This is a genomic window from Hymenobacter profundi, from assembly GCF_019334315.1.
Lineage (GTDB): Bacteria > Bacteroidota > Bacteroidia > Cytophagales > Hymenobacteraceae > Hymenobacter > Hymenobacter profundi.
This window is the reverse complement of record NZ_JAHWGL010000001.1, coordinates 76,069-99,792: the sequence shown is the minus strand read 5'-3', so window position 1 is coordinate 99,792 and position 23,724 is coordinate 76,069. Positions and strand designations below refer to the sequence as shown.

The 23,724-nt window shown below is 57.7% G+C and carries 20 protein-coding genes; 11 read left to right on the top strand and 9 right to left on the bottom strand.

The features are described 5' to 3' along the window. The first annotated feature begins 233 nt into the window (after positions 1-233). The gene (locus KYK14_RS00440; RefSeq protein WP_246601618.1) at positions 234-2,894 is read left to right on the top strand and encodes a TonB-dependent receptor; all 2,661 of its coding nucleotides are present in this window, start codon (positions 234-236) and stop codon (positions 2,892-2,894) included. 99 nt (positions 2,895-2,993) lie between these two features. Continuing rightward, on the top strand, positions 2,994-4,106 hold the full coding sequence (locus tag KYK14_RS00435; RefSeq protein ID WP_185283607.1) for a DNA topoisomerase IB: 1,113 nt from the start codon (positions 2,994-2,996) through the stop codon (positions 4,104-4,106). Positions 4,107-4,286: 180 nt separating this feature from the next. On the opposite strand, the gene KYK14_RS00430 is transcribed toward KYK14_RS00435, so the two are convergent. Together KYK14_RS00430 and KYK14_RS00425 are read right to left on the bottom strand one after the other, a co-directional pair. Next, positions 4,287-5,399 (bottom strand): DNA topoisomerase IB, encoded by a 1,113-nt coding sequence (locus KYK14_RS00430; protein WP_185283607.1) that lies wholly within the window; start codon positions 5,397-5,399, stop codon positions 4,287-4,289. Positions 5,400-5,498: 99 nt separating this feature from the next. Beyond that, a complete protein-coding gene (locus tag KYK14_RS00425) occupies positions 5,499-8,159 on the bottom strand; it encodes a TonB-dependent receptor (protein WP_246601618.1) in 2,661 nt (886 codons plus the stop codon). A 326-nt stretch (positions 8,160-8,485) separates the two neighbouring features. Here KYK14_RS00425 and KYK14_RS00420 point away from each other — a divergent pair, with 326 nt between their 5' ends. From KYK14_RS00420 to KYK14_RS00410, 3 genes are all read left to right on the top strand, one after another. Beyond that, positions 8,486-9,613: a sensor histidine kinase gene (locus KYK14_RS00420; protein WP_219156121.1), complete on the top strand. Its 1,128-nt coding sequence runs from the start codon at positions 8,486-8,488 to the stop codon at positions 9,611-9,613. Between the two features lie 43 nt (positions 9,614-9,656). Continuing rightward, positions 9,657-10,400: a LytR/AlgR family response regulator transcription factor gene (locus tag KYK14_RS00415; RefSeq protein ID WP_185283606.1), complete on the top strand. Its 744-nt coding sequence runs from the start codon at positions 9,657-9,659 to the stop codon at positions 10,398-10,400. A gap of 69 nt (positions 10,401-10,469) precedes the next feature. Beyond that, positions 10,470-11,609, top strand: coding sequence for an App1 family protein phosphatidate phosphatase (locus tag KYK14_RS00410; protein ID WP_185283605.1), 1,140 nt, complete (start codon positions 10,470-10,472; stop codon positions 11,607-11,609). Between the two features lie 182 nt (positions 11,610-11,791). On the opposite strand, the gene KYK14_RS00405 is transcribed toward KYK14_RS00410, so the two are convergent. Then, entirely contained in the window at positions 11,792-12,205 is a 414-nt protein-coding gene (locus KYK14_RS00405; protein WP_243900098.1) for a YybH family protein, read from the bottom strand. A 150-nt stretch (positions 12,206-12,355) separates the two neighbouring features. On the opposite strand from KYK14_RS00405, the gene KYK14_RS00400 reads away from it, so the two are divergent. Next, complete coding sequence (locus KYK14_RS00400) at positions 12,356-13,822, top strand: Gfo/Idh/MocA family protein (RefSeq protein ID WP_208306321.1); 1,467 nt, start codon at positions 12,356-12,358, stop codon at positions 13,820-13,822. A gap of 168 nt (positions 13,823-13,990) precedes the next feature. Here KYK14_RS00400 and mtgA read toward each other — a convergent pair whose 3' ends face one another. Further along, positions 13,991-14,737, bottom strand: a complete 747-nt coding sequence (gene mtgA, locus KYK14_RS00395; protein WP_219156119.1) for a monofunctional biosynthetic peptidoglycan transglycosylase — start codon at positions 14,735-14,737, stop codon at positions 13,991-13,993. 131 nt (positions 14,738-14,868) lie between these two features. Between mtgA and KYK14_RS00390 the strand changes: the two genes are divergently transcribed. Together KYK14_RS00390 and KYK14_RS00385 are read left to right on the top strand one after the other, a co-directional pair. Further along, positions 14,869-15,504, top strand: coding sequence for an LON peptidase substrate-binding domain-containing protein (locus tag KYK14_RS00390; RefSeq protein ID WP_185283601.1), 636 nt, complete (start codon positions 14,869-14,871; stop codon positions 15,502-15,504). Between the two features lie 292 nt (positions 15,505-15,796). Beyond that, complete coding sequence (locus KYK14_RS00385; protein WP_219156117.1) at positions 15,797-17,068, top strand: metallophosphoesterase; 1,272 nt, start codon at positions 15,797-15,799, stop codon at positions 17,066-17,068. On the opposite strand, the gene KYK14_RS00380 is transcribed toward KYK14_RS00385, so the two are convergent. Further along, complete coding sequence (locus tag KYK14_RS00380) at positions 17,025-17,924, bottom strand: diacylglycerol/lipid kinase family protein (RefSeq protein WP_219156115.1); 900 nt, start codon at positions 17,922-17,924, stop codon at positions 17,025-17,027. The two genes, KYK14_RS00385 and KYK14_RS00380, sit on opposite strands and share 44 nt — an antisense overlap. Before the next feature lie 8 nt (positions 17,925-17,932). Beyond that, on the bottom strand, positions 17,933-18,742 hold the full coding sequence (locus KYK14_RS00375) for a M48 family metallopeptidase (RefSeq protein WP_185283598.1): 810 nt from the start codon (positions 18,740-18,742) through the stop codon (positions 17,933-17,935). A gap of 177 nt (positions 18,743-18,919) precedes the next feature. Between KYK14_RS00375 and KYK14_RS00370 the strand changes: the two genes are divergently transcribed. Next, positions 18,920-19,114: a hypothetical protein gene (locus tag KYK14_RS00370; RefSeq protein WP_185283597.1), complete on the top strand. Its 195-nt coding sequence runs from the start codon at positions 18,920-18,922 to the stop codon at positions 19,112-19,114. A gap of 80 nt (positions 19,115-19,194) precedes the next feature. Here the strand turns inward: KYK14_RS00370 and KYK14_RS00365 are convergent, their stop codons facing one another. Beyond that, a complete protein-coding gene (locus KYK14_RS00365) occupies positions 19,195-19,998 on the bottom strand; it encodes a murein L,D-transpeptidase catalytic domain family protein (protein WP_219156113.1) in 804 nt (267 codons plus the stop codon). Between the two features lie 195 nt (positions 19,999-20,193). Here KYK14_RS00365 and KYK14_RS00360 point away from each other — a divergent pair, with 195 nt between their 5' ends. Beyond that, entirely contained in the window at positions 20,194-20,580 is a 387-nt protein-coding gene (locus tag KYK14_RS00360; protein ID WP_185283595.1) for a hypothetical protein, read from the top strand. Between the two features lie 90 nt (positions 20,581-20,670). Here the strand turns inward: KYK14_RS00360 and KYK14_RS00355 are convergent, their stop codons facing one another. Both KYK14_RS00355 and KYK14_RS00350 read right to left on the bottom strand, forming a co-directional pair. Continuing rightward, positions 20,671-21,078: a hypothetical protein gene (locus KYK14_RS00355; RefSeq protein WP_219156111.1), complete on the bottom strand. Its 408-nt coding sequence runs from the start codon at positions 21,076-21,078 to the stop codon at positions 20,671-20,673. Positions 21,079-21,321: 243 nt separating this feature from the next. After that, on the bottom strand, positions 21,322-21,792 hold the full coding sequence (locus KYK14_RS00350) for a DUF4199 domain-containing protein (protein WP_185283593.1): 471 nt from the start codon (positions 21,790-21,792) through the stop codon (positions 21,322-21,324). A gap of 297 nt (positions 21,793-22,089) precedes the next feature. Here KYK14_RS00350 and KYK14_RS00345 point away from each other — a divergent pair, with 297 nt between their 5' ends. Further along, positions 22,090-23,712, top strand: a complete 1,623-nt coding sequence (locus KYK14_RS00345; protein ID WP_185283592.1) for an ABC-F family ATP-binding cassette domain-containing protein — start codon at positions 22,090-22,092, stop codon at positions 23,710-23,712. Positions 23,713-23,724 lie beyond the last annotated feature (12 nt).

Below are 23,724 nucleotides of genomic sequence, written 5' to 3'. Positions count from 1 at the left end.
GGTATTTTATCTGCCAATAGGTCCCTGAATCACCAGTGCAACATCAATCGGTACAAACGCCCCAACTCATCGGCGTTTGCGGCGAGGCAATCTATTTGTTTTAGTTGGAAGCAACCCATCTTGTTGTTTTGGGTACTCTGTCGTGAGTCCAAAAAAGTAAAACCAGTATCGGTAGCTGGCTTTGCACGACTTACGTACACGCCCCTGACTTCTCTTTTTATTATAACTACTTCATGAAAAAGCCTTTATCCTTTGTGAGTTTGTTGCTGTGCGGCCACGTGGCGCTGGCACAAACAACGCCCGCGGGTCTTACCCTCGTGGGCGGTTCCCGGCCGATGGGCGCAGCCCCGGCAGGAGCCACAAAGGCCGCTGCCGCCGATGCCCGCATCACGGGTACCGTCGTGGATGCTGGTACCAAAAAGCCGGTACCGTTTGCCACAGTTGCTCTTATTGACACCTCCACCGGTAAGCCTATTGATGGCGCGGCCTGCGACGACGCGGGTAAGTTTACCATCAGCGGCGTGGCCGCTGGCAGCTACCAGCTTCAGTTCAGCTTCATTGGCTACAAGACGGTAGAGAAACCCATTACGGTAGGCAACGGCAATCTGAACGTGGGCACCGTATCGCTGGTTTCGGCTACCCAGCAGCTGGCCGAGGTGCGCGTGGAGGGTCAACGCTCTCTGATTGAAGAGAAGGTAGACCGCACCGTATACAACGCCGAGCAGGACCAGACCACCCGCGGCGGCGACGCCACCGACGTACTCAAGCGCGTGCCCCTGCTCACGGTAGACCTCGACGGCAACGTGAGCCTGCGCGGCAACCAAAACGTGCGCGTGCTCATCAACAACAAGCCTTCTACCATCACGGCCAGCAGCATTTCCGACGCGCTGAAGCAGATTCCGGCCGACGAGATTAAGTCGGTGGAAGTGATTACCTCACCCTCGGCCAAGTACGACGCCGAAGGCTCGGGCGGTATCATCAACATCGTTACCAAGAAAAACAACCTGCAAGGCAAAACCCTCAGCGTTGATACCAGCGTGGGCAACCGCTCCTCCAACCTGGGCCTGAACGGGGGCTACCGGGTAGGGCGCATGGGCTTCTCGCTGGGTGGCTGGGGCCGCACCAGCTACAACACGCCCGGCTCGTTCTCCAACGATCAGCAGACGTTTAATGAGTCCGGCGCGCTGGCTTCTACTACCCGCCAGCAGGCTGATACGCGTTCTAACAACACCTTCGGGCGCTATACGCTGGGTTGGGATTTCGACATTAACAAGTACAACTCCCTGGCAGCCTCTGTGCGCTACGGGCTGCGCAGTGGCGTCGACTACCAGGACGACCTGCTCACGCGCTCCGAGTTCTACGGCGAATCGGGTGCCATCCTGCGCCGTACCGGCGACACGCGCAACGTACGCACCAACGACAAGTCGAACAACGTGGACCTGAGCCTGGGCTACACCCACACCACCGACAAGCCCCAGCAGGAATTTAGCTTCCTGGGCGTATACAGCCGCAACAACCGCAACAACGACTTCACCAACACCATTACCGATATAATCAATACAACTTCCGGCGCTAGCACTACGCCGTATCGCCTCAAAAACCTGAACGAGAACTACAACGAGGAACTGACCGTGCAGGCCGACTACCAGACGCCCATCGGCGACAAGCAGCTGGTAGAGTTTGGGGTGAAGGACATTATGCGCAAGGTGAACAGCGACTACACCTACCTGCGCGCCGAGGGCTTGTCGGAAGGTGCGTTTGTGCCGCTCGAAAACGCGGGCCTTAATAACGTATTCGACTACAAGCAGAACGTGGCTGCCGCCTACGCCGCCTACACGCTTAGCTTCCTGAAGCAGTACACCTTGAAGGCCGGTGCCCGCTACGAGTACACGACCATTGATGCCACGTTTGCCAACGAGGCTACCGATACCACCAACATTCCGTCGTACGGGGTGCTGGTGCCCAGCGTAAACCTTTCGCGCAAGCTGGCCAACGGCAACGTGATTAAGGCCGCCTACAACCGCCGGATTCAGCGCCCTTCGCTGCGCTACCTGAACCCCAACGTGCAGGCTTCCAACACGCGTAGCCCTTCACAGGGTAATCCAACACTGGATCCAGAGTACACCAACAACTACGAGTTGGGCTACAGCACTTTCATCAAAAATATTCTGCTGAATATGTCGGTGTTTGCGCGTAATACCACGGGCTCTATTCAGGCAGTGCGCCGGCCGGCCACGCAGCAGGAAATTGAGTCGTACAATTTGTCGCCGGGTGCCATCTTCACCACCTACGACAACATCGGGCAGGAAAACGCTTACGGCGGTAGCCTGTTTGTGAATGCCAAGATTGGCAACAAATTCACGCTGAACGGTGGCCCCGATTTCTACTACGCCGTGCTGCGCAACAACGTGGATGACCGCATCTATAACGCCAGTAATGAAGGCTTTGTGATTAGCGGCCGCTTATTTGGTACCTACAATCTCAACGACAATTGGAGCTTGCAGGCCTTCGGCTTTGCCCGCGGCCGCCAGGTGCAGCTGCAAGGCTACCAGAGCGGGTTTGGGGTATACAGCCTCAGCATCCGCCGCGAGTTTGCAGAGAAGCGCGGCAGCATTGGCCTGGGCGCCGAAAACTTCTTCTCGCCCAAAATCCCGATTCGTACCGAATTCACCTCGCCGCTGCTGGTGCAAAACAGCGAAAACATCCCGAACCGCCTGAATTTCAAAGTAAACTTCAGCTACCGGATTGGCAAGCTGAGCGTGGCCGACGCGCAGCCTCGCCGCCGCCGTCGCTCCGTCAACAACGACGACCTGAAAGAGGGTGGCGAAGGCGCCGACCCAAGCACCACGCCAGCTCCGCAGCCAGCGGGCGGTGGTGGCCGCGGCCAGCGCTAATAGCCAGCACACGAAAAGCAGCAGATCTGGCGTACCTACTCTCCCTTTTCTGCGTAAGAAAGCTCCGCTCACCAGCTTCGGTGAGCGGAGCTTTTGTTTATGTCGACTACTACCACCCCCCGCCCCAAAACCAAGAAGAAGCGCCTCGACCCATTGGAAGAAGCGCACTTGCTCTACAAAGACCCCGCTCGCCAAGCCGAGCTGGCCGGCCTGCGCTACGCCACCGACGACAAACCGGGCATTACGCGCAAGGCCACTCGCGCCGGAAACTTCACCTATACCTCCGCCAAAGGCGAGAAAATAACCGATCAGAAGGTGCTGGACCGCATCCACGGCTATGTGATACCGCCGGCCTGGACGGACGTCTGGATTTCGCCTTCGGCGAATGCCCACTTGCAGGTAACTGGGCGCGATGCCAAGGGCCGCAAGCAGTACCGCTACCACCCGGCCTGGGACCAGGCGCGCAGCCTCACCAAATTCAGCCGGTTACGTGCTTTTGGCGAGCAACTGCCCGCCCTGCGCCAGCGCTTGCGCAAAGACCTGGGCCGCCCCAAGCTGGACAAGCAGAAGGTGATTGCGCTGGTGTTGCTGCTGATGGATCAGTCCTTCATTCGGGTAGGGAACCGGGAGTATGCCAAGAAAAACAAGAGCTACGGCCTGACTACCCTGCGCGACAAGCACGTGAAAATTGAAGGCGACGACGTACGCTTCAGCTTTGTGGGCAAAAAAGGCGTACCCCACGACGTGACCTTACACGACCGGAAGCTGGCCCGCCTGGTGCGCAAGTGCAAGGATATACCCGGCCAGCACTTGTTTCAGTATTATGATGCCACCGGCCACCGCGCCGAGCTGGAATCGGGCGACGTGAACGACTACCTGCACGAGGTAACGGGCATGGCCTTGTCGGCCAAAGACTTTCGCACCTGGGGCGGCACCGTAAAAATGGTGACGTGTCTGGAAGCCATTCTGGAAGAAGAGCCCGACCTGCCGAAAGACAAAGTACTGAAGCGTGCCGTGAAGGACGTAGCCGCCGGCCTGGGTAACACGCCCACGGTGTGCTCCAAATACTACATTCACCCCCAAGTAGTCGACTTATTCAAGTCCGATAAGCTCATCGACTACCTCCGCCGCCACGACGTAGACCCCACCGAAAATGACCTGCTTTCCCCTACTGAGCACATGGTGCTGGATATGCTAGCGGAAGTGAAATAGTGAGTGGTGAATTTGTGAAGTGGTGCATGCAAAAGCGGCTGTCATCCTGAGCAGCACGAAGGACCTTCTCACACAAGAACGATAATCGTGTTAACGACTCGTTCAACTGGCATAAGGTCCTTCGCGCTGCTCAGGATGACAGCCGCTTTTGCATGCACCACTTCACAAATTCACCACTCACTATTTCACTTCCGCTAGCATATCCAGCACCATGTGCTCAGTAGGGGAAAGCAGGTCATTTTCGGTGGGGTCTACGTCGTGGCGGCGGAGGTAGTCGATGAGCTTATCGGACTTGAATAAGTCGACTACTTGGGGGTGAATGTAGTATTTGGAGCACACCGTGGGCGTGTTACCCAGGCCGGCGGCTACGTCCTTCACGGCACGCTTCAGTACTTTGTCTTTCGGCAGGTCGGGCTCTTCTTCCAGAATGGCTTCCAGACACGTCACCATTTTTACGGTGCCGCCCCAGGTGCGAAAGTCTTTGGCCGACAAGGCCATGCCCGTTACCTCGTGCAGGTAGTCGTTCACGTCGCCCGATTCCAGCTCGGCGCGGTGGCCGGTGGCATCATAATACTGAAACAAGTGCTGGCCGGGTATATCCTTGCACTTGCGCACCAGGCGGGCCAGCTTCCGGTCGTGTAAGGTCACGTCGTGGGGTACGCCTTTTTTGCCCACAAAGCTGAAGCGTACGTCGTCGCCTTCAATTTTCACGTGCTTGTCGCGCAGGGTAGTCAGGCCGTAGCTCTTGTTTTTCTTGGCATACTCCCGGTTCCCTACCCGAATGAAGGACTGATCCATCAGCAGCAACACCAGCGCAATCACCTTCTGCTTGTCCAGCTTGGGGCGGCCCAGGTCTTTGCGCAAGCGCTGGCGCAGGGCGGGCAGTTGCTCGCCAAAAGCACGTAACCGGCTGAATTTGGTGAGGCTGCGCGCCTGGTCCCAGGCCGGGTGGTAGCGGTACTGCTTGCGGCCCTTGGCATCGCGCCCAGTTACCTGCAAGTGGGCATTCGCCGAAGGCGAAATCCAGACGTCCGTCCAGGCCGGCGGTATCACATAGCCGTGGATGCGGTCCAGCACCTTCTGATCGGTTATTTTCTCGCCTTTGGCGGAGGTATAGGTGAAGTTTCCGGCGCGAGTGGCCTTGCGCGTAATGCCCGGTTTGTCGTCGGTGGCGTAGCGCAGGCCGGCCAGCTCGGCTTGGCGAGCGGGGTCTTTGTAGAGCAAGTGCGCTTCTTCCAATGGGTCGAGGCGCTTCTTCTTGGTTTTGGGGCGGGGGGTGGTAGTAGTCGACATAAACAAAAGCTCCGCTCACCGAAGCTGGTGAGCGGAGCTTTCTTACGCAGAAAAGGGAGAGTAGGTACGCCAGATCTGCTGCTTTTCGTGTGCTGGCTATTAGCGCTGGCCGCGGCCACCACCGCCCGCTGGCTGCGGAGCTGGCGTGGTGCTTGGGTCGGCGCCTTCGCCACCCTCTTTCAGGTCGTCGTTGTTGACGGAGCGACGGCGGCGGCGAGGCTGCGCGTCGGCCACGCTCAGCTTGCCAATCCGGTAGCTGAAGTTTACTTTGAAATTCAGGCGGTTCGGGATGTTTTCGCTGTTTTGCACCAGCAGCGGCGAGGTGAATTCGGTACGAATCGGGATTTTGGGCGAGAAGAAGTTTTCGGCGCCCAGGCCAATGCTGCCGCGCTTCTCTGCAAACTCGCGGCGGATGCTGAGGCTGTATACCCCAAACCCGCTCTGGTAGCCTTGCAGCTGCACCTGGCGGCCGCGGGCAAAGCCGAAGGCCTGCAAGCTCCAATTGTCGTTGAGATTGTAGGTACCAAATAAGCGGCCGCTAATCACAAAGCCTTCATTACTGGCGTTATAGATGCGGTCATCCACGTTGTTGCGCAGCACGGCGTAGTAGAAATCGGGGCCACCGTTCAGCGTGAATTTGTTGCCAATCTTGGCATTCACAAACAGGCTACCGCCGTAAGCGTTTTCCTGCCCGATGTTGTCGTAGGTGGTGAAGATGGCACCCGGCGACAAATTGTACGACTCAATTTCCTGCTGCGTGGCCGGCCGGCGCACTGCCTGAATAGAGCCCGTGGTATTACGCGCAAACACCGACATATTCAGCAGAATATTTTTGATGAAAGTGCTGTAGCCCAACTCGTAGTTGTTGGTGTACTCTGGATCCAGTGTTGGATTACCCTGTGAAGGGCTACGCGTGTTGGAAGCCTGCACGTTGGGGTTCAGGTAGCGCAGCGAAGGGCGCTGAATCCGGCGGTTGTAGGCGGCCTTAATCACGTTGCCGTTGGCCAGCTTGCGCGAAAGGTTTACGCTGGGCACCAGCACCCCGTACGACGGAATGTTGGTGGTATCGGTAGCCTCGTTGGCAAACGTGGCATCAATGGTCGTGTACTCGTAGCGGGCACCGGCCTTCAAGGTGTACTGCTTCAGGAAGCTAAGCGTGTAGGCGGCGTAGGCGGCAGCCACGTTCTGCTTGTAGTCGAATACGTTATTAAGGCCCGCGTTTTCGAGCGGCACAAACGCACCTTCCGACAAGCCCTCGGCGCGCAGGTAGGTGTAGTCGCTGTTCACCTTGCGCATAATGTCCTTCACCCCAAACTCTACCAGCTGCTTGTCGCCGATGGGCGTCTGGTAGTCGGCCTGCACGGTCAGTTCCTCGTTGTAGTTCTCGTTCAGGTTTTTGAGGCGATACGGCGTAGTGCTAGCGCCGGAAGTTGTATTGATTATATCGGTAATGGTGTTGGTGAAGTCGTTGTTGCGGTTGTTGCGGCTGTATACGCCCAGGAAGCTAAATTCCTGCTGGGGCTTGTCGGTGGTGTGGGTGTAGCCCAGGCTCAGGTCCACGTTGTTCGACTTGTCGTTGGTGCGTACGTTGCGCGTGTCGCCGGTACGGCGCAGGATGGCACCCGATTCGCCGTAGAACTCGGAGCGCGTGAGCAGGTCGTCCTGGTAGTCGACGCCACTGCGCAGCCCGTAGCGCACAGAGGCTGCCAGGGAGTTGTACTTGTTAATGTCGAAATCCCAACCCAGCGTATAGCGCCCGAAGGTGTTGTTAGAACGCGTATCAGCCTGCTGGCGGGTAGTAGAAGCCAGCGCGCCGGACTCATTAAACGTCTGCTGATCGTTGGAGAACGAGCCGGGCGTGTTGTAGCTGGTGCGGCCCCAGCCACCCAGCGAGAAGCCCATGCGCCCTACCCGGTAGCCCCCGTTCAGGCCCAGGTTGGAGGAGCGGTTGCCCACGCTGGTATCAACGCTGAGGGTTTTGCCTTGCAGGTTGTTTTTCTTGGTAACGATGTTGATGATACCGCCCGAGCCTTCGGCGTCGTACTTGGCCGAGGGTGAGGTAATCACTTCCACCGACTTAATCTCGTCGGCCGGAATCTGCTTCAGCGCGTCGGAAATGCTGCTGGCCGTGATGGTAGAAGGCTTGTTGTTGATGAGCACGCGCACGTTTTGGTTGCCGCGCAGGCTCACGTTGCCGTCGAGGTCTACCGTGAGCAGGGGCACGCGCTTGAGTACGTCGGTGGCGTCGCCGCCGCGGGTGGTCTGGTCCTGCTCGGCGTTGTATACGGTGCGGTCTACCTTCTCTTCAATCAGAGAGCGTTGACCCTCCACGCGCACCTCGGCCAGCTGCTGGGTAGCCGAAACCAGCGATACGGTGCCCACGTTCAGATTGCCGTTGCCTACCGTAATGGGTTTCTCTACCGTCTTGTAGCCAATGAAGCTGAACTGAAGCTGGTAGCTGCCAGCGGCCACGCCGCTGATGGTAAACTTACCCGCGTCGTCGCAGGCCGCGCCATCAATAGGCTTACCGGTGGAGGTGTCAATAAGAGCAACTGTGGCAAACGGTACCGGCTTTTTGGTACCAGCATCCACGACGGTACCCGTGATGCGGGCATCGGCGGCAGCGGCCTTTGTGGCTCCTGCCGGGGCTGCGCCCATCGGCCGGGAACCGCCCACGAGGGTAAGACCCGCGGGCGTTGTTTGTGCCAGCGCCACGTGGCCGCACAGCAACAAACTCACAAAGGATAAAGGCTTTTTCATGAAGTAGTTATAATAAAAAGAGAAGTCAGGGGCGTGTACGTAAGTCGTGCAAAGCCAGCTACCGATACTGGTTTTACTTTTTTGGACTCACGACAGAGTACCCAAAACAACAAGATGGGTTGCTTCCAACTAAAACAAATAGATTGCCTCGCCGCAAACGCCGATGAGTTGGGGCGTTTGTACCGATTGATGTTGCACTGGTGATTCAGGGACCTATTGGCAGATAAAATACCCTGCATCGGTCGGTGAAATCTGCGGAACCGGCGAGGCAAGCACTTGGGGTACCCAGGGCACGGTATGTTTGGTAGCCTGATGCTCCTTTCCTTATGACTTCTTTCACCTTTCGGCACTTCGCACAACGCTTTTCGCGCCCGCTTTTGTGGGTGATGTTTGGCTCGGCCCTGCTGCTTGCCCAGCCGCTTACCTGGAGTGTGCAGCTGCCCCCGCAGTTTTGGGTGCGCCAGTCTTTGCTGCTCCTGCTGTGGGTAGCCCTGTTTTATTTTAATGCGCAGGTGGCGGTGCCGCGCTTGTTATTTCGGGGGCACACGGGCTGGTTTATTGCGGTGCTGGCTGCTTCGTTGGTGGCGGTGCTGGCGCTCAACTCACTTATCGAAAACCTGCTGCATCTGCCCGAGCTGATGCATAAAGCGTTTCACCCAGATGGCAGCCCGTCGCGGCGCCGGTCGTCGGCGGGGTGGTTCGATATGGGCACGCTACTGATTTCGATGCTGGTGCTGGGCATCAGTACAAGCGTGGCAGTGGTGCGCAAGTGGCAAAACGACGCGCAAATCCGGCGCGAGTTGGAGCAGCAGCAAACCACCGCCGAGCTGTCGTTTCTGAAAGCGCAGATCAACCCGCACTTCTTTTTTAATACGCTTAACAACATCTACGCCCTCACGGTGGTGAACGGTGAGCTGGCCCGGCAGGCCATTCACACGCTTTCGCGCATGATGCGCTACGTGCTCTACGAAACCCAGTCTAGCACTACCCTGCTTAGCCAGGAGGTATCCTTCGTGCAGGACTATATTTCGCTGATGCAACTGCGCCTGACGGATAAAGTGACCGTCACCTTCGAGCGCCCTACCCCCCTGCTGCGCGACGTACCCATTGCCCCCATGCTGCTGCTGCCGTTTGTGGAGAATGCCTTTAAGCACGGCGTGAGTGCCACCCTACCCAGCCAGATCTACATTGGCCTGCACCAGCACAACGGCACGCTCACGCTGGAGGTGCGCAACACCGTGTTCCCCGACAAGCGCCCCGCCGTAGAGGAGGTAGGCAGCGGCATTGGCCTCACCAACACCCGCCGTCGCCTCGATTTGCTCTACCCCCAGCGCTACCAGCTCAGCGTAGAAGAAGCCACGGCCGGCCACGAGTTTCGGGTATTGCTTAGCTTGGAAGTGGTGCCTAGCGTACAAGCCGTCAAGCCCCATTTGGCATCCGCGGACGCTGAATGAGCACTGAAAGACCAATTTCTAATTCTTACTTCTTACTTTTTACTTGAAAACCCTCCGTTGCATTGCCGTTGATGATGAGCCGCTGGCCCTGGGGCTGGTGTGCGCGTTTGTGGAGCAAACGCCTTTCCTAGAGCTGGTAGGCCGCTACAGCAGCGCCGTGGAAGCCTTGCAGGGCCTGCACCAGCTACCCGACATCGACCTGATTTTCCTGGACATCCAAATGCCCGACCTCAGCGGCCTAGAGCTGGCACGGGTGCTCGACCGGGGCCGGCCGGGCACGGGGCCGCGCATCATTTTCACTACCGCCTACAACCAGTTTGCCCTGGATGGCTACCGCGTCGATGCGCTGGACTACCTCGTAAAGCCGTTCAACTACGAGGAGTTTTTGCGGGCGGCCACCAAGGCCCACGCCTATGCTACGCTTGCGCAGCCAACTGCCCTACCCGCCGCCCCACCCGAGCCCGAGGAAGAGTACCTCTTTCTGAAAATTGAATATCAATTGGTGCGCGTGGCCTTCCAGGACATACTCTATATAGAAGGACTGAAGGACTATGTGAAGGTGCATCTCACGGGTGACGCGCGGCCCCTGCTCTCGCTCACCAGCCTGAAGGTGCTGGAAGAAAAGCTGCCCGCCCGGCGCTTCATGCGCATTCACCGCTCTACCATTGTAGCCCTGGATAAAATCCGGGCCGTGACGCGCAACTCGGTGCAGATTGAGGACCAGACGCTGCCCGTGAGTGACCAGTACAAGGAGGCCTTCACGCAGTTTTTGAGTCGTTGGACGTAGGGGCGGGGCAACTTCCTACCCCGTACGGCCCGTAGGGTAGGAAGATTACTCGTTTTCTTTTCGCACCCTATGACTTCTCTCCGCGATAAAATCAGCGACCTAGCCGAGCGGGCCGACGACTTTTTGACACGCACTCGCCAGCGCCTGGGTATGCTGGCGCCGTTGCAGCTGCTTCCCTACCGCAGTTACGGCACCCCCAACCGCCTCTACGTGAAGGGCCGCCTACTCACCGACAAAGGCATCACCGAGCCCGACTCCAACGACTCGCGCCTCCACAACCTGCTGAACATGTACCGGCGCTTTGATAGCGACGAAATTCGCGGCGCGCAGGTTATCGTGCGGGCGGCCGATGGCGTTGAGCACCCGGTTCTGACGGACGATGAGGGCTACTTTACGGTGAACCTGGCCCCCGAGCGCCTGCCCGAGCCCATCGACTACCTCTGGTACCCGGTAGACACGCTGCTACAACAGGTGCCGGCGCCCTTCACGCTCCCCGATGGCCTTCGCGCCCAGGCCCATGTGCTCATCCCACCCGACGACGCCGAATACGGCATTATCTCCGATCTGGATGATACCGTCATTCAGACTTCTGCTACGCACTTGCTGCGTATGGCGCGCACAGTGTTGCTGCGCAATGCCCGCTCGCGCCTACCCTTCAAGGGGGTAGCCGAGTTCTATAGGCAGCTACAGCTAGGACGCAATGGCAAGCGCAATAATCCCTTCTTCTACGTCAGCAGCTCGCCCTGGAATTTGTACGATTTACTGGAAGATTTCTTGCACCTCAACGATATTCCGCCCGGCCCGCTCCTGCTGCGTGATATGGGCCTGAAACGCGCCGATAAGAAAGCTGAGTCGGCCCACCACGGCCACAAGCTCAAAGAAATCGACAACCTGCTGCTCACCTACCCCAAGCTGCCTTTCGTGCTTATCGGCGACTCGGGCCAGGAAGATGCCAACATCTACCGGGAGGTGGTGCGCCGCCACCCCGGCCGCGTGCTGGCCATCTACATCCGCGACGTGCAGCTTCCTAACCGTGCCCAATTAGTAGAAAAAGTATCCGACGACCTGCGCGACGAAAACGTGGAAATGCTGCTGGTGCAGGATACCGTGCAAGCCGCCGAGCACGCCGCTGCCCATAACCTCATCTTCACCGAAGCCATTCCCGCCGTCGAAAGCGAAAAGCAAAAAGACGAAACAGCAGAGGAGTAGGTGGTGAAGTAGTGAGATGGTGAAGTGGTGAAGTAAAAAGCGTCTGTCATCCTGAGCGCAGCGAAGGACCTTATCACGGTAGAACGACAAGTGTAACAACGACTCGTTCAACTGGCAGAAGGTCCTTCGCAAGCTCAGGATGACACACGCTTTTTTAATTTACTATCCCACCACTTCACCACCTATTCATTATTCGTGTGGTCGGCTACAATCACCCACTGGCCTTTCACTTGTCGAAAAACCAATAAGAAGTGCCCGCCTATATCGCCGGCGGTGGGGCGGGTCAGGTGCCAGCGGCCTACCACGTGGGCAGCCTGAGGGCCATCAGGGGTGATGTGGAGGTCGGAAAAGGCGAGTTGGCCCATAGCGGCAGCATCGGGGTAGCCGCGACGGTAGTTGTCGAGGGTTTGCTGCCAGCCGTAGGTAGGACCCTTACGCCCCAAGAATACCAAAGAATCGGAGCGCCAGTAGCCCTCCATAAAGGCGGGTATGTCGCCGCGGTTCCAGGCGGCGGCTTGGGTGGTGAGCACCTGCCGGATGGGCCCCTGTACAGCGGCGGGCCGTGTGGTGGCACAGGCCGTTAGCAGGAGCATCATGCAGCCCCCGGATAAGTTCTTTGTCATTGGGTTTAGAAATGGACTACGGAAAATCCAGTCCGCCATGCTTTTGCGGTCGGAAAATAGTAGTACTATTATAGGCAAACTATTGAATCTACTTCATCTTTCCACTTCCAATCCCCTCATTCAATGGCAAAACCAAATCCCACCCCCCCTACCTCCCCCGAATCGAGGCGCAAATTTCTCCAACAAGGCGCCGTTGCGGCTGCTAGCTTCATGATTGTACCCCGCTTCGTACTGGGTGGCAAGGGCTACGTCGCCCCCAGCGACCGGCTGGTTGTAGCTGGTATCGGTGTAGGTGGCAAGGGCGAAAGCGACATCATGAACTTCTCGAAGAGCGGTAAGGCAGATATTGCCTACCTCTGCGACGTAGATGATCAGCGCGCTGCTAAAACGATTAAGTCGTTCCCAAAGGCCAAGTACTACAAGGATTGGCGCCAGATGCTCGACAAAGAGCACAAGCACATTGACGCCGTTTCGGTGTCTACCCCCGACCACAACCACGCCGCGCCGGCTATGGCGGCCATGCAGCTGGGCAAGCACGTGTATGTGCAGAAGCCGCTTACCCACGACATCTACGAGGCCCGCGCCCTCACCGAGGCAGCACGTAAGTACAAAGTAGTAACGCAGATGGGCAACCAGGGCGCTTCCAACGACGGTGCCCGCCTACTGCGCGAGTGGTACGACGCTGGCCTGCTCGGCGACGTGCATACCGTATACTGCTGGACCGACCGCCCCGTGTGGCCCCAGGGCATTGCCTGGCCCGACAAAGCCGCGCCCGTGCCCTCTACCCTCGACTGGGACCTGTGGCTGGGCACGGCGCCCAAAGAAAACTACATCGAGAAGCTGGTTCCCTTCAACTGGCGTGGTTGGTGGGAATACGGCACCGGCGCCCTCGGCGACATGGGTTGCCACCTGGTAGAAGCTCCGTTCCGGGTGCTGGACCTAGGTTATCCCAAGTCGGTAGCGGCCAGCGTGGGCAGCGTGTATGTGGATGAGTTCAAGCGTGGTTACTTCCCCAAGAGCTGCCCGCCTTCCAGCCACGTTATCCTCAAATTCCCGAAAACCGCCAAGACCAAAGGCGATATTACCCTGCACTGGATGGACGGTGGCATTCAGCCCGAGCGCCCCGCCGAGCTGGGCCCCAACGAGGTATTTGGCGACGGCGGCAACGGCATTCTGTTCATCGGCGACAAAGGCAAGATGATGGCCAGCACCTACGCCGAGAATCCGCGCCTGCTGCCTACCTCCCTCACGGCTACCACCAAGGTGCCCGAGAAGTTTGCCCGCGTACCCGGCGGCGCCAATGGCCACTACGCCCAGTGGGTGGAGGCTGCCATTGCCGGCCACGGCAAAAAAGAGGTTAGCTCGCCCTTCGACATTGCTGGTCCGCTCACCGAAACGCTACTGATTGCCAATCTGGCCGTGCGCGGCTACGACGTGCAAACGCCCAAAGCCGACGGCAAAGGCTCCAACTACCCCGGCCGCAACGTAGAGCTGATCTGGGATCCTAAGCAGTTGAAAGTAACCAACCTGGACGCTGTGAATCAGTTTGTGAAGCGCGACTACCGCCAGGGCTGGAAGCTGGGCGCATAATCTGTCATTCCGAGTGTAGCGAGGAATCTGAGTAAAACTATTGCTTGTAATAAAAAGATGCCGTTTTTCTGCGGGCTGGAGCACAAGTAGCAAGTTTACTCAGATTCCTCGCTACACTCGGAATGACAAACAAAAAAGCCGGACCTATGGTCCGGCTTTTTTGTTTGTCTACTTTTCCATCAACTCCTTCACATAGACCGACCCGCGCAGCGCCCGCATCCGGCGCACCACGCGCTGCTGCTTGGCGCGGGCCTGGGGGCCGGGGTTGCTGGCCCGGAAGCGTAGCGGATTGGGTAGCACGCCGGCCAGCAGCGCGGCCTCGGCCTGCGTGAGCTTGCTGGCCGATTTGTGGAAATACTGCTGCGAGGCGGCTTCCACCCCAAACATACAGTCGCCCATCTCGGCCACGCTCATGTACATTTCCATGATGCGTCGCTTGTTCCATAGCACCTCAATCAGCACCGTAAAGTAGGCCTCGGCGGCTTTGCGCACGTAGCTGCGGCCATGCCACAGAAATACGTTTTTGGCCACTTGCTGCGAGATGGTGCTACCCCCTACCAGCTTACTGCCTCCCTCCCAGTTGTGCTTGGCAGCCTGCCACAGCGCGCCGCCATCGAAGCCGTGATGCACCAGGAAGCGCTGGTCCTCGGCGGCTACCAGGGCTAGCGGCACGTTGGGCGATACTTCGTCCAACGAACAGAACGTGTAGCGAATCTGCCGGTCGCCCTCGGGGCGGATGCCGTAGTAGCCGCGGCCGATAGGCGGGTGCGCGCGGCGCTCCAGCATAATCCAGGTGGCGGGCGGTGCCACCCAGCGGTACACCAGCACCCAGGCCACCGAAGCCAGAAACAAAGCCGCCGCTACTTGCAGCACGATGCGCCCTGTGCGGCGCGCTAGTTGTGTATAATCCGCCACTACCGACGAGAATTCCGTTTAATGCCTACCAGCGTCCACCGGACACCAGCGCAAAAGTAGGCGATTTGCGTTGCCGATGGCCGCTGTTTTCAATTTTCCGGTACCTTTCGGTTCTTATCTTCCTTGCTTGTATGGCACGTCTGTTGGCCTTGTTTCCGTTGAATTTGATAGTTTTTCCGGGGGAAAAGCTGAATCTACACATCTTTGAGCCCCGCTACCGGCAACTGGTGCGCGACTGCATCGAGGAGGGCATTACCTTCGGTATTCCGCCCTACTTAAATAACAGCGTGGGCCAACTAGGCACCGAAGTGAAATTGCTGGAAGTGGAGAAGGTGTATCCCTCCGGCGAGATGGACATTCGGACGCAGGGCGTGGGCGTGTTCCGCATTCGGGAGTTCTATCGTCAGGCCCCCAACAAGTTATATGCCGCTGGCAAGATAGAGGATATTCAAGACGATGCCGTGGGCGACCCCGTGCTGCAAGAGCGTATCTCGGAGCAGGTACGCCGTCTCTACGACATCCTGGGCCTGCGCAAGCTCCTGCTCGACCTCCCAACCGACTACCGTATTTTCGATGTAGCCCATCATTTGGGCATGAGCCAGACACAGGAATACCAGCTACTGGCCGCCACCAGCGAGCTGGAACGCCAAGAACTCGTGCGCGAACACCTCGACCAAACCCTACCCGTACTCATGGAAACTGAGCGCCTGAAGGACCGCGCCCGGCTGAACGGTCATTTCAAAAACCTTACGCCGCCCAACTTCTAATCACAGATGGTGCAGGTTAGCTGGATTTCGCGGCTTCTTCGCAACTTCGATTTCAAGTACCTGATTTCGAAATGCCCGCGCGGTTCGCTTCATCATTGAAAACGAAGTGAAAGCCGCATCAGAAAAACAAGTCAGATAAGAACCTTCATGGCTCCTCCTCTCCCTTTATACCTTTATAAGAGATGGGGTGGAGGGGTGAGGTGAACCAGCCGCGTAGTACTACCGTGCCCTGGAACGCAAAATGTTACGCTTCCACTCCGTACTTGGTGGCGCTGTTTTGCGTACCCGTAGTATGTCCTTCACTTTCATTCTGGTGTATGCGCTGGTTGGCCTGGCTGGCGCAACTGCCCTGTGGCTGCTGTATCGCTATGGGCAGGAACGCCGCTACCGGCGTCAGCCCTACGTATCTTCTACTGCCCGTGCGGGAGCGGCTGCCCCTACCCCATCTGAAACGCCGGCCTACAGTATCGCGCTGGTAGGCGACCTGGGCGCCGTAGCCACCAACGGCCGCGACCCAGTGATTAACCTACTGCAAGACTGGCAGCAACAAACGGGCGAAGCAGGAGCAGTAGTTATTCTGGGCGATAATATCTACCCTACCGGTCTGCCGGCCCCTACCCACCCCGGCCGCGCCGATGCCGAGCACCGCCTCAACGCCCAGTTGGACGCCCTGCGGCCGTTTGCAGGACGCGTGATATTCCTCAGCGGCAACCACGATTGGAACAAAGGTCGCCGCGACGGCTACGAATATCTGCTGCGCCAGGAGGCTTATGTGCGCGACAACTTACCTACAGCGCACTATCTACCCGCTCGCGGCTGCCCCGGCCCCGCTACCCTGCAACTTCCTGGCAATGTGTTGTTGGTAGTGTTGAATACCCAATGGTGGGTGCAACATGGCACGCGCCCCTTGGGTGATGCCTACGGATGCACAGCCACTACCAGCCGGGAGCCGTTTGAGCAGTTGCGCCAAGTGCTGGCCGCCAACCAGCACCAGCGCATTGTGGTAGCCGGGCATCACCCGCTGTATTCTAATGCCATGCACGGCGGCCAGTTCACCACCAAGCAGCACGTGTTTCCGCTACTGGCGGTCCACAAAAAGGCATATGTGCCCCTACCCGTGGTGGGGTCATTGTTTCCGGCGTACCGGCGGGTGGTAGGCGCGGCCGAGGACATGGCCCACCCGCGCTACCGCGCCATGCGGCGGCGCTTGCTCCGGGTGCTGCGCGATTTTCCCAACGTCATCTACGCCGCCGGCCACGACCACAACCTGCAATATTTCCAGCGGCGCGGGGGGCACTATCTGGTGAGTGGCTCGGGTAGCAAAACGGCTTTCGTGCAGAAGGGAGGCAAAGCTACCTTCACGCACGAGCACAAAGGCTTCTTCGTGATAGAGTTTTATGCCAACGGCGAAGCCTGGCTCCGCACCTTGGAGCCAGGCAACCAGACGGGTGCAGTGCGCGCCACCGAGCCCTTCCGAAGCCGCCTGTATACTGCCGCCGCTCCGAGCGAAGCCATAGCGCCTACCCCTGCCGCGGCGTCAGCACGCGCAGGCTCTGTGGGCTGATTTCAACGGTGATAGGCAGTTCCAATTCTAGAGGCTCACCATCTACCTGCACCAGGGCCTTTTCATGCCCTGGCACACGAATAGTAGCCCGCCGACACGATAGACGCCGGGTGTAATCCGAGGTGTCGAATGCCTGCGTGTATAGGCGGTAGAGTAAGCCCGGCGCAGCCTCGGCCGGAAAGGGTGCCACCAAACAGATTTCAAACTTTCCGTCATCTAACCGGCTATTAGGGTTGATAACGACATTGCTACCGAAGGTGTTGGCGTTGGCAATGGTCAGCATAAACGCTTCCGTCTCTACCTCTTCCTCATCGGTTTCGATGCGGTAGCGCAATGGCTCGTATTCCCCATACTCAGCCAGCGCGATACGCACGTAGGCGCCCGGCCCGCGCGTATCGCCCTCGCAGAACTTTTTCACTACTAAAGCATTGAAACCCAGGTCGGCTAGGTGGGCGGAGAATTGGCCATTGACACGCACTGTGTCAATGGCCTGCACTTCGTGGTCCCAGATCAGCTCCAGCGCTTCATCCGTGTCCTGCGGAATACGCAAGTCTTTGGAGAGGCCATTGCCTGATCCCATGGGTAGGATACCCAATATGGAGTCCGTAGTCAGCAAAGCTTCAGCCACCAGTTTCACAGTACCATCACCGCCCACGGCAAACACGGCGTCGTAGCGCTGCCTAGCCAGGTGCTGGGTCAGCTTTTGCAGGTCATCCTCGCCAGTCGTGTGCCAGAACGCGGCCGTGCGGCCGTGCTCGGTACAGGTTTGCTGCAAGGTAGTTTCCAATTTATCCTTGTCAATATCACCGGAAACGGGATTCAGCACAAACAGCAAGTGGCGCAGTTGCTCAGCCATGACAGGGGCTATTGCTTCAGATTGGAGGGTACGCCCTGGGGAAACTCGGCGGCAATTTCTTCCTGCAAGTGCCCAATGCGGTTGCTGGGGTTGGGGTGCGTGCTCAGGAACTCGGGTGGGTTGCTGCCCCCGGCTTTCTGGTCCAGAATCTCCATCACCTTGATCATAGAGCGAGGGTCGTACCCGGCCTGGGGTGTGAAATCGACGGCCAGCTTATCGGCTTCCAATTCATCGTCGCGGCCGTAACGCAGGGTTAGGAGTTTGGAAATAGCAGCGGCTACGGCTCCACCTGCGGCCGTGGCCGGACGGTCGGGGTCGTATGCAGCAATGGCGGCGGCCCCGCTCAGGCCTTGTGTGAGCTTGGACTTCGCTACCTGCTCGGCCGAGTGCCGGCCTACCACGTGCCCTACCTCGTGGGCCAGCACGCCGGCCAGCTCCCCTTCGGAAGTCAGGCTGCGCAACAGACCTTCGGTGATAAACACCTGCCCGCCGGGCAGCGCAAAGGCATTAATGGTTTTCGGATCGGCCAGCAAGTGAAACTGAAACTTGTAGGGCGTCTGGCCGGCCTTGGTGCTACTGATAATCTTTTCTCCTACGCGCTCCACTACGGCCCGCGCCTGCGCATCCTGCGATAGGCCGCCGTACTGTTGGGCCATTTGGGGCGCGGCTTGCAGGCCCAGGGCAATTTCCTCGTCGGTGGTCATGGCCACGTGCTGCGTTTCGCCGGTCACCTCGTTGGTGGTGGAGTTGCAGTAATAGGTGATGAATGCGGATAGGGCCAGCACAGCGGCGACCACATAGCGCAGAAGTCCTCTCATGGTGTAGGGCAGTAAAAAGGGAGTGAGTAGGCCGATTGGTAGGCCTTGTTGGGCTTACTAACGACGGCCGGCACGCAGGGTTGCTTTCGGCTATATAGCCAAATTCTGTTTGTTCACGTATCAGGTCAAAATAGACTCTCCCGTCTTCCTATTCTCCCATTTTAACTCTCCCTTCTCATGAATCAGAAACGCACGTTCGGCACTATCCTCACGGTTCTAGGCATCGTTGGTATCATCATTGGCGCCATGGGCTTTCTTGGCGTCGGCGGCATCGGTTTAGGCAAGATGAACTCTTTTGTTCCCTTCCTGGTGGGCCTGATTTTCTTTTTTGCCGGCATCAACCTGGTAAAAACAACCAGCGACCGGGCCTAACTGCTTCCACCCCAATAAGCAACAACGCCCCGCGGCCAATTGGCCGCGGGGCGTTGTTGCTTATCAGCATAATTATAACGCTATTGTCCGGCTACTACCCTACCCGTAGTGCCGGCAAAGGCCAGCACGGCGGGCTCCAGGTTCAGCCAGTTGGAGGCGTAGCTGGCCTGAGCAGGCCCGTGTGCATACACCACGGAGCCGTTTTTGATGGCCCGAATAATGTCCGACGACTCGCCCACGGGTAGAGCGGGGCAGCCCTGGCTGCGACCCAACCGGCCATGTTGCCGGACAAAGTCTTCGCTCACGTAGCTGGCACCGTGCACTACCACGGCCCGGTCGTAGGCGTTGGTATTGTAATTCGTATCAAGTCCGTGCAGCTTCAGCGACAGGCCGTGCTTTCCCTGGTAGGTGCGCCCGGTGCGGTAGAAACCCAGGCTGCTCATTTCGGAGCCTTCGCGGTTGGAGAAAGTTTGGGCGAACTCCTCGCCAGTATTTTTGCCGTGCGCTACCAGGGTGCGGAACAGCAGGCGCTGCTTTTCCAGATCAATCACCCAAAACCGCTGCGCCTTGCTCGACTGACTGAAATCGATAACCGTGAGCACGTGCTGGTCGGGTGCTATTTTGCCTTGCTGTCGCAGGTTGTAGAATCCAATCAGCGCCTCGCGGAACACCAAGACGGGTAGGCCAGAAGTCACCAAACCACTCTGGGCGTAGCTTTGCAAAATATGTTGCTCGAAGGCAGCTGTGGCCAGGGCGCGGGAAGATGGCGCCTCTACGACCACCGCAGTAGGGGCCGGCGCGGCCGCTACGGGCGCGCTGTTGGTGGGCAGAAACGAGAGAGCGGACAAGAGCAGGCTAGCGCTAACAGTCGGCAGGTAGGACATAGGCTGTGAGTAGTCGAGATGAACAGATATCGGTACGCGGAGAGCTATTCCATAGAACTGGCTTGCCAAATTTAACAGAAATAGCGGAACTACACCCAGCCTACCCCCGTAGCAGGCCGATTAAATCTGCGTTACTTTGCGTTCTGCCGAGCTACTCACCCTGCTCTTTCTGCCTAAATTTCTATTGCGTTTTCTATGCTCCCTACCCTTCGCCGCCTGTTTGCCTTTGCTGTTTGCCTGGTGCTGCTGAGTGCGTGCGGGCACGATTTGCGCGCTATTCCGGGCTTCGATGCGGCGGCGTGGCGGCAGGATGCTTATGCCTGTCGTAACCAGCGTGCTGCCCTACTCCCCGCCCTGCTCCAGCACCGCGACCTGCTCTACGATACCCGCACCGACGCCATCGACGCCCTGCTGGGCCACCCCGACGAAAACGAGTTGAGCGAACAAACCGAGAAGATTTATATCTATTACGTGGCGCCCGGCGCCCAGTGTGAGCCGCGCCACCCGCGCTCGGCAGCCAGCAAGCTGCGTCTGCGCTTCAGTCCAACGGGCGTCGTGAGCGAGGTACTCTATCAGCCGTAACCGCCTTTCCTACCCTCTATCAACAACGAAGGGCGGCTGCATCATCTGATGCGGCCGCCCTTCATTTATATTGTTTAATTGGGAGAGGGCCTAGCCTACCCCACCTATGCTGGGGTCGCGCTTGGGCTGCTGGCCTTTCTTCTGCTGCTCCTCGCGCAGGGCCATCAACTGAGACGGCGACAGAATGCGGCTGCATTCCGTTTCGTATTGTGCCTGCAACTCCAAAGTTTGCGCTTGCTGCTGGGCCACGTTGTCGCGGGTCTGCCACTGAATCTCGTCGAGGCGGGTGAGCTTGATGCGGTTTGCCTCGCGTAGGCGCATATACTGGCCTTCATTGAGGTGCAGGGTAGTCGCCATAGCACGCGTCAGGGCCTCTACCCGTTCGGCAGGGATTTCATTGGTGCCGGGCAGTTCCGCCAGTAGGCTCTGCTGCTTTTGTGCCGAGGCAGAACCAACAAGTGCACAGGTAAGCAGGAGCGTAAAGAATGCCGTTTTCATTTATTCTGAAAGAAGTATCACGGATGGTGATGTTGCCTTACTCGGAGCTTGGGCCTATAGGCTACCCTCAGCTTGCCCCTAATAATACAAATGTATGTTACTATAATTAAAGTTCATGCACTATATCGTTTTTTTTTCATAAAAAGTTACGGATACGTCCAATTCTTTTTATACAAAAGCAAAAAAGGCCGGCTTCGTAAGAAGCTGGCCTGCATGTAGTCCTAGAAATAGTGAGCAATTAGCTTACTCTACTTCTTCAATGGGCTTATGATCGGGGCTCTTATAATATTGCATTGCAATAAGTGCCACAATGCTGGCTCCCATGAAACTTTGCAATACAATGGCTAAGAAAGCAATAACCACCGACAGGTCATATCCAAACAGGTCGCGGGCGGAAATCTGGTCCATCAGGGCCGGATTAATAGTAGCGTAGATAACGAAGAACAGGCCAAATAGCACACCGGCTACTGCACCTGTGATAATGCCTGTACCAAGACCTTGCAGGTAGGCCATGTGGTCGTCCTTGGCATACTTAAAGTGGCGGATAGCCAGGGTTACGCCAATAGACATGATAATGCCGTTTAGAAAACTGAACTCGATGCGGTCTGTAAGATCAAACAAAGAAGCAACGAGGAAATAGATAATCATGGCGCCTGTGGTGTAGATGCCGTAGCGGAGGCCATTTTTTTCGGATGTTAGGCGAGTGTCACTCATGAGGGTAGGTCGAAGAGAGAGTTGAAAAGGAAGAGGTAGGTGTGCGGAACTGCTACCTAGGGTTGGCTGTTGACCAAACGCCGGGCATACGGGCCACAATCGGTCTTTTTATACTTTAATTGTCAATTGGATGTTGTGCCCAGCTGCCTTTTTTAGTAGCTAGCCCAGCATTTTATAGATGTTAGCCCCGAGACGTTGCCACGGGTTATAGAAGCCTCCCGGTCAATTTGCGTATTTTCGCGGGTCGTTGCGGTGCCCGGCGCACCTTCACATTGTTACTTCGTTTTCTACTACTGCATGATTAGTACCTCCAACGTGAGCCTGCGCTACGGCAAGCGCGTGCTGTTTGAAGATGTCACCATCAAGTTTATGCCCGGCAACGTGTATGGCCTCATTGGGGCCAACGGTGCGGGCAAGTCTACCTTCCTAAAAATCCTGTCGGGTGAGATTGAGCCCAATACCGGCTCGGTGGATATGCCCAAGGGCGCCCGCCTCTCGGTGCTGAAGCAGGACCAGTTTGCGGCCGATGCTTTTCCGGTGCTCCAGACCGTGATTATGGGTCACACGCGCCTGTGGAAGGTGATGGAAGAAAAAGACGCCATCTACGCCAAGGCCGACTTCTCGGACGCCGACGGCGAGCGGGCCGCCGAGCTGGAAGGCGAGTTTGCCGACCTGGAAGGCTGGAACGCTGAGTACGAAGCCGCTGAGCTGCTCTCCGGCCTAGGCATTTCGGAAGACAAGCACCAAACCCTGATGGGCGACCTGGGCACCTCCGATAAGGTGCGCGTGCTGCTGGCCCAGGCCCTTTTCGGCAACCCCGACGTGCTGCTGCTGGACGAACCCACCAACGGCCTCGACGCCGAAACCGTGCTGTGGCTGGAGAACTTCCTCGATTCCTTCCAGAACACAGTAATCGTAGTGAGCCACGACCGCCACTTCCTGGACGCCGTGTGTAACTATATGGCCGACCTGGACTTCTCGAAAATCACCATGTACCCCGGCAACTACTCGTTCTGGTACGAGAGCAGCCAGTTGGCCTTGCGTCAGCGCCAGGAGGTGAACAAGAAGACGGAGGACAAGCGCAAGGAGCTGGAAGAATTTGTGCGCCGCTTCTCGGCCAACGCTTCCAAATCCAAACAGGCTACTTCGCGCCAGAAGCTGCTGCAAAAGCTGACGCTGGAAGAAATCAAGCCTTCGTCGCGCAAGTATCCTTATATCGCCTTCAAATCGGAACGCGAGGCAGGCAACCAGCTGCTGACGACGGAAGACCTGGCGGCCTCGATAGACGGCCGCTCTATTTTCCGCAACGTGTCCTTTACGCTCGACAAGGGCGATAAGGTAGCCATTGTGAGCCGCGACGACCGGGCGGCTTCGCTGCTGTTTGATATTCTGTTCGAGCAGGTGAAAGCCGATAAGGGCAAATTCAACTGGGGCACCACCATCACGCCCAGCTACTTCCCCAAGGAAAACACCGAGTTCTTCGACACCGACCTGAACCTAGTGGATTGGCTGCGGCAGTATTCCACGGAAAAAGACGAGTCGTTTATACGCGGGTTCTTGGGCCGCATGCTGTTCTCGGGCGAGGAGTCGCAGAAGAAATCCAACGTGCTAAGCGGGGGCGAGAAAGTGCGCTGCATGCTCTCCAAGATGATGATGGAAGCCGGCAACGTGCTGGTGCTCGACGACCCCACGAACCACCTGGACCTGGAAAGCATTCAGGCTCTGAACAACTCCCTGCGCGACTTTTCGGGCACGCTGCTGTTCACTTCCCACGACTTGCAGTTCATCGACACCATCGCCAATCGCATCATCGAGCTCACGCCCGACGGCATCTTGGACCGGCGCATGAGCTACGAGGAATACCTGGCTGACGACCATTTGAAGGCGCAGCGCAAGCGCATGTACCAACTTGTATCGTAATAACGTTTAGGC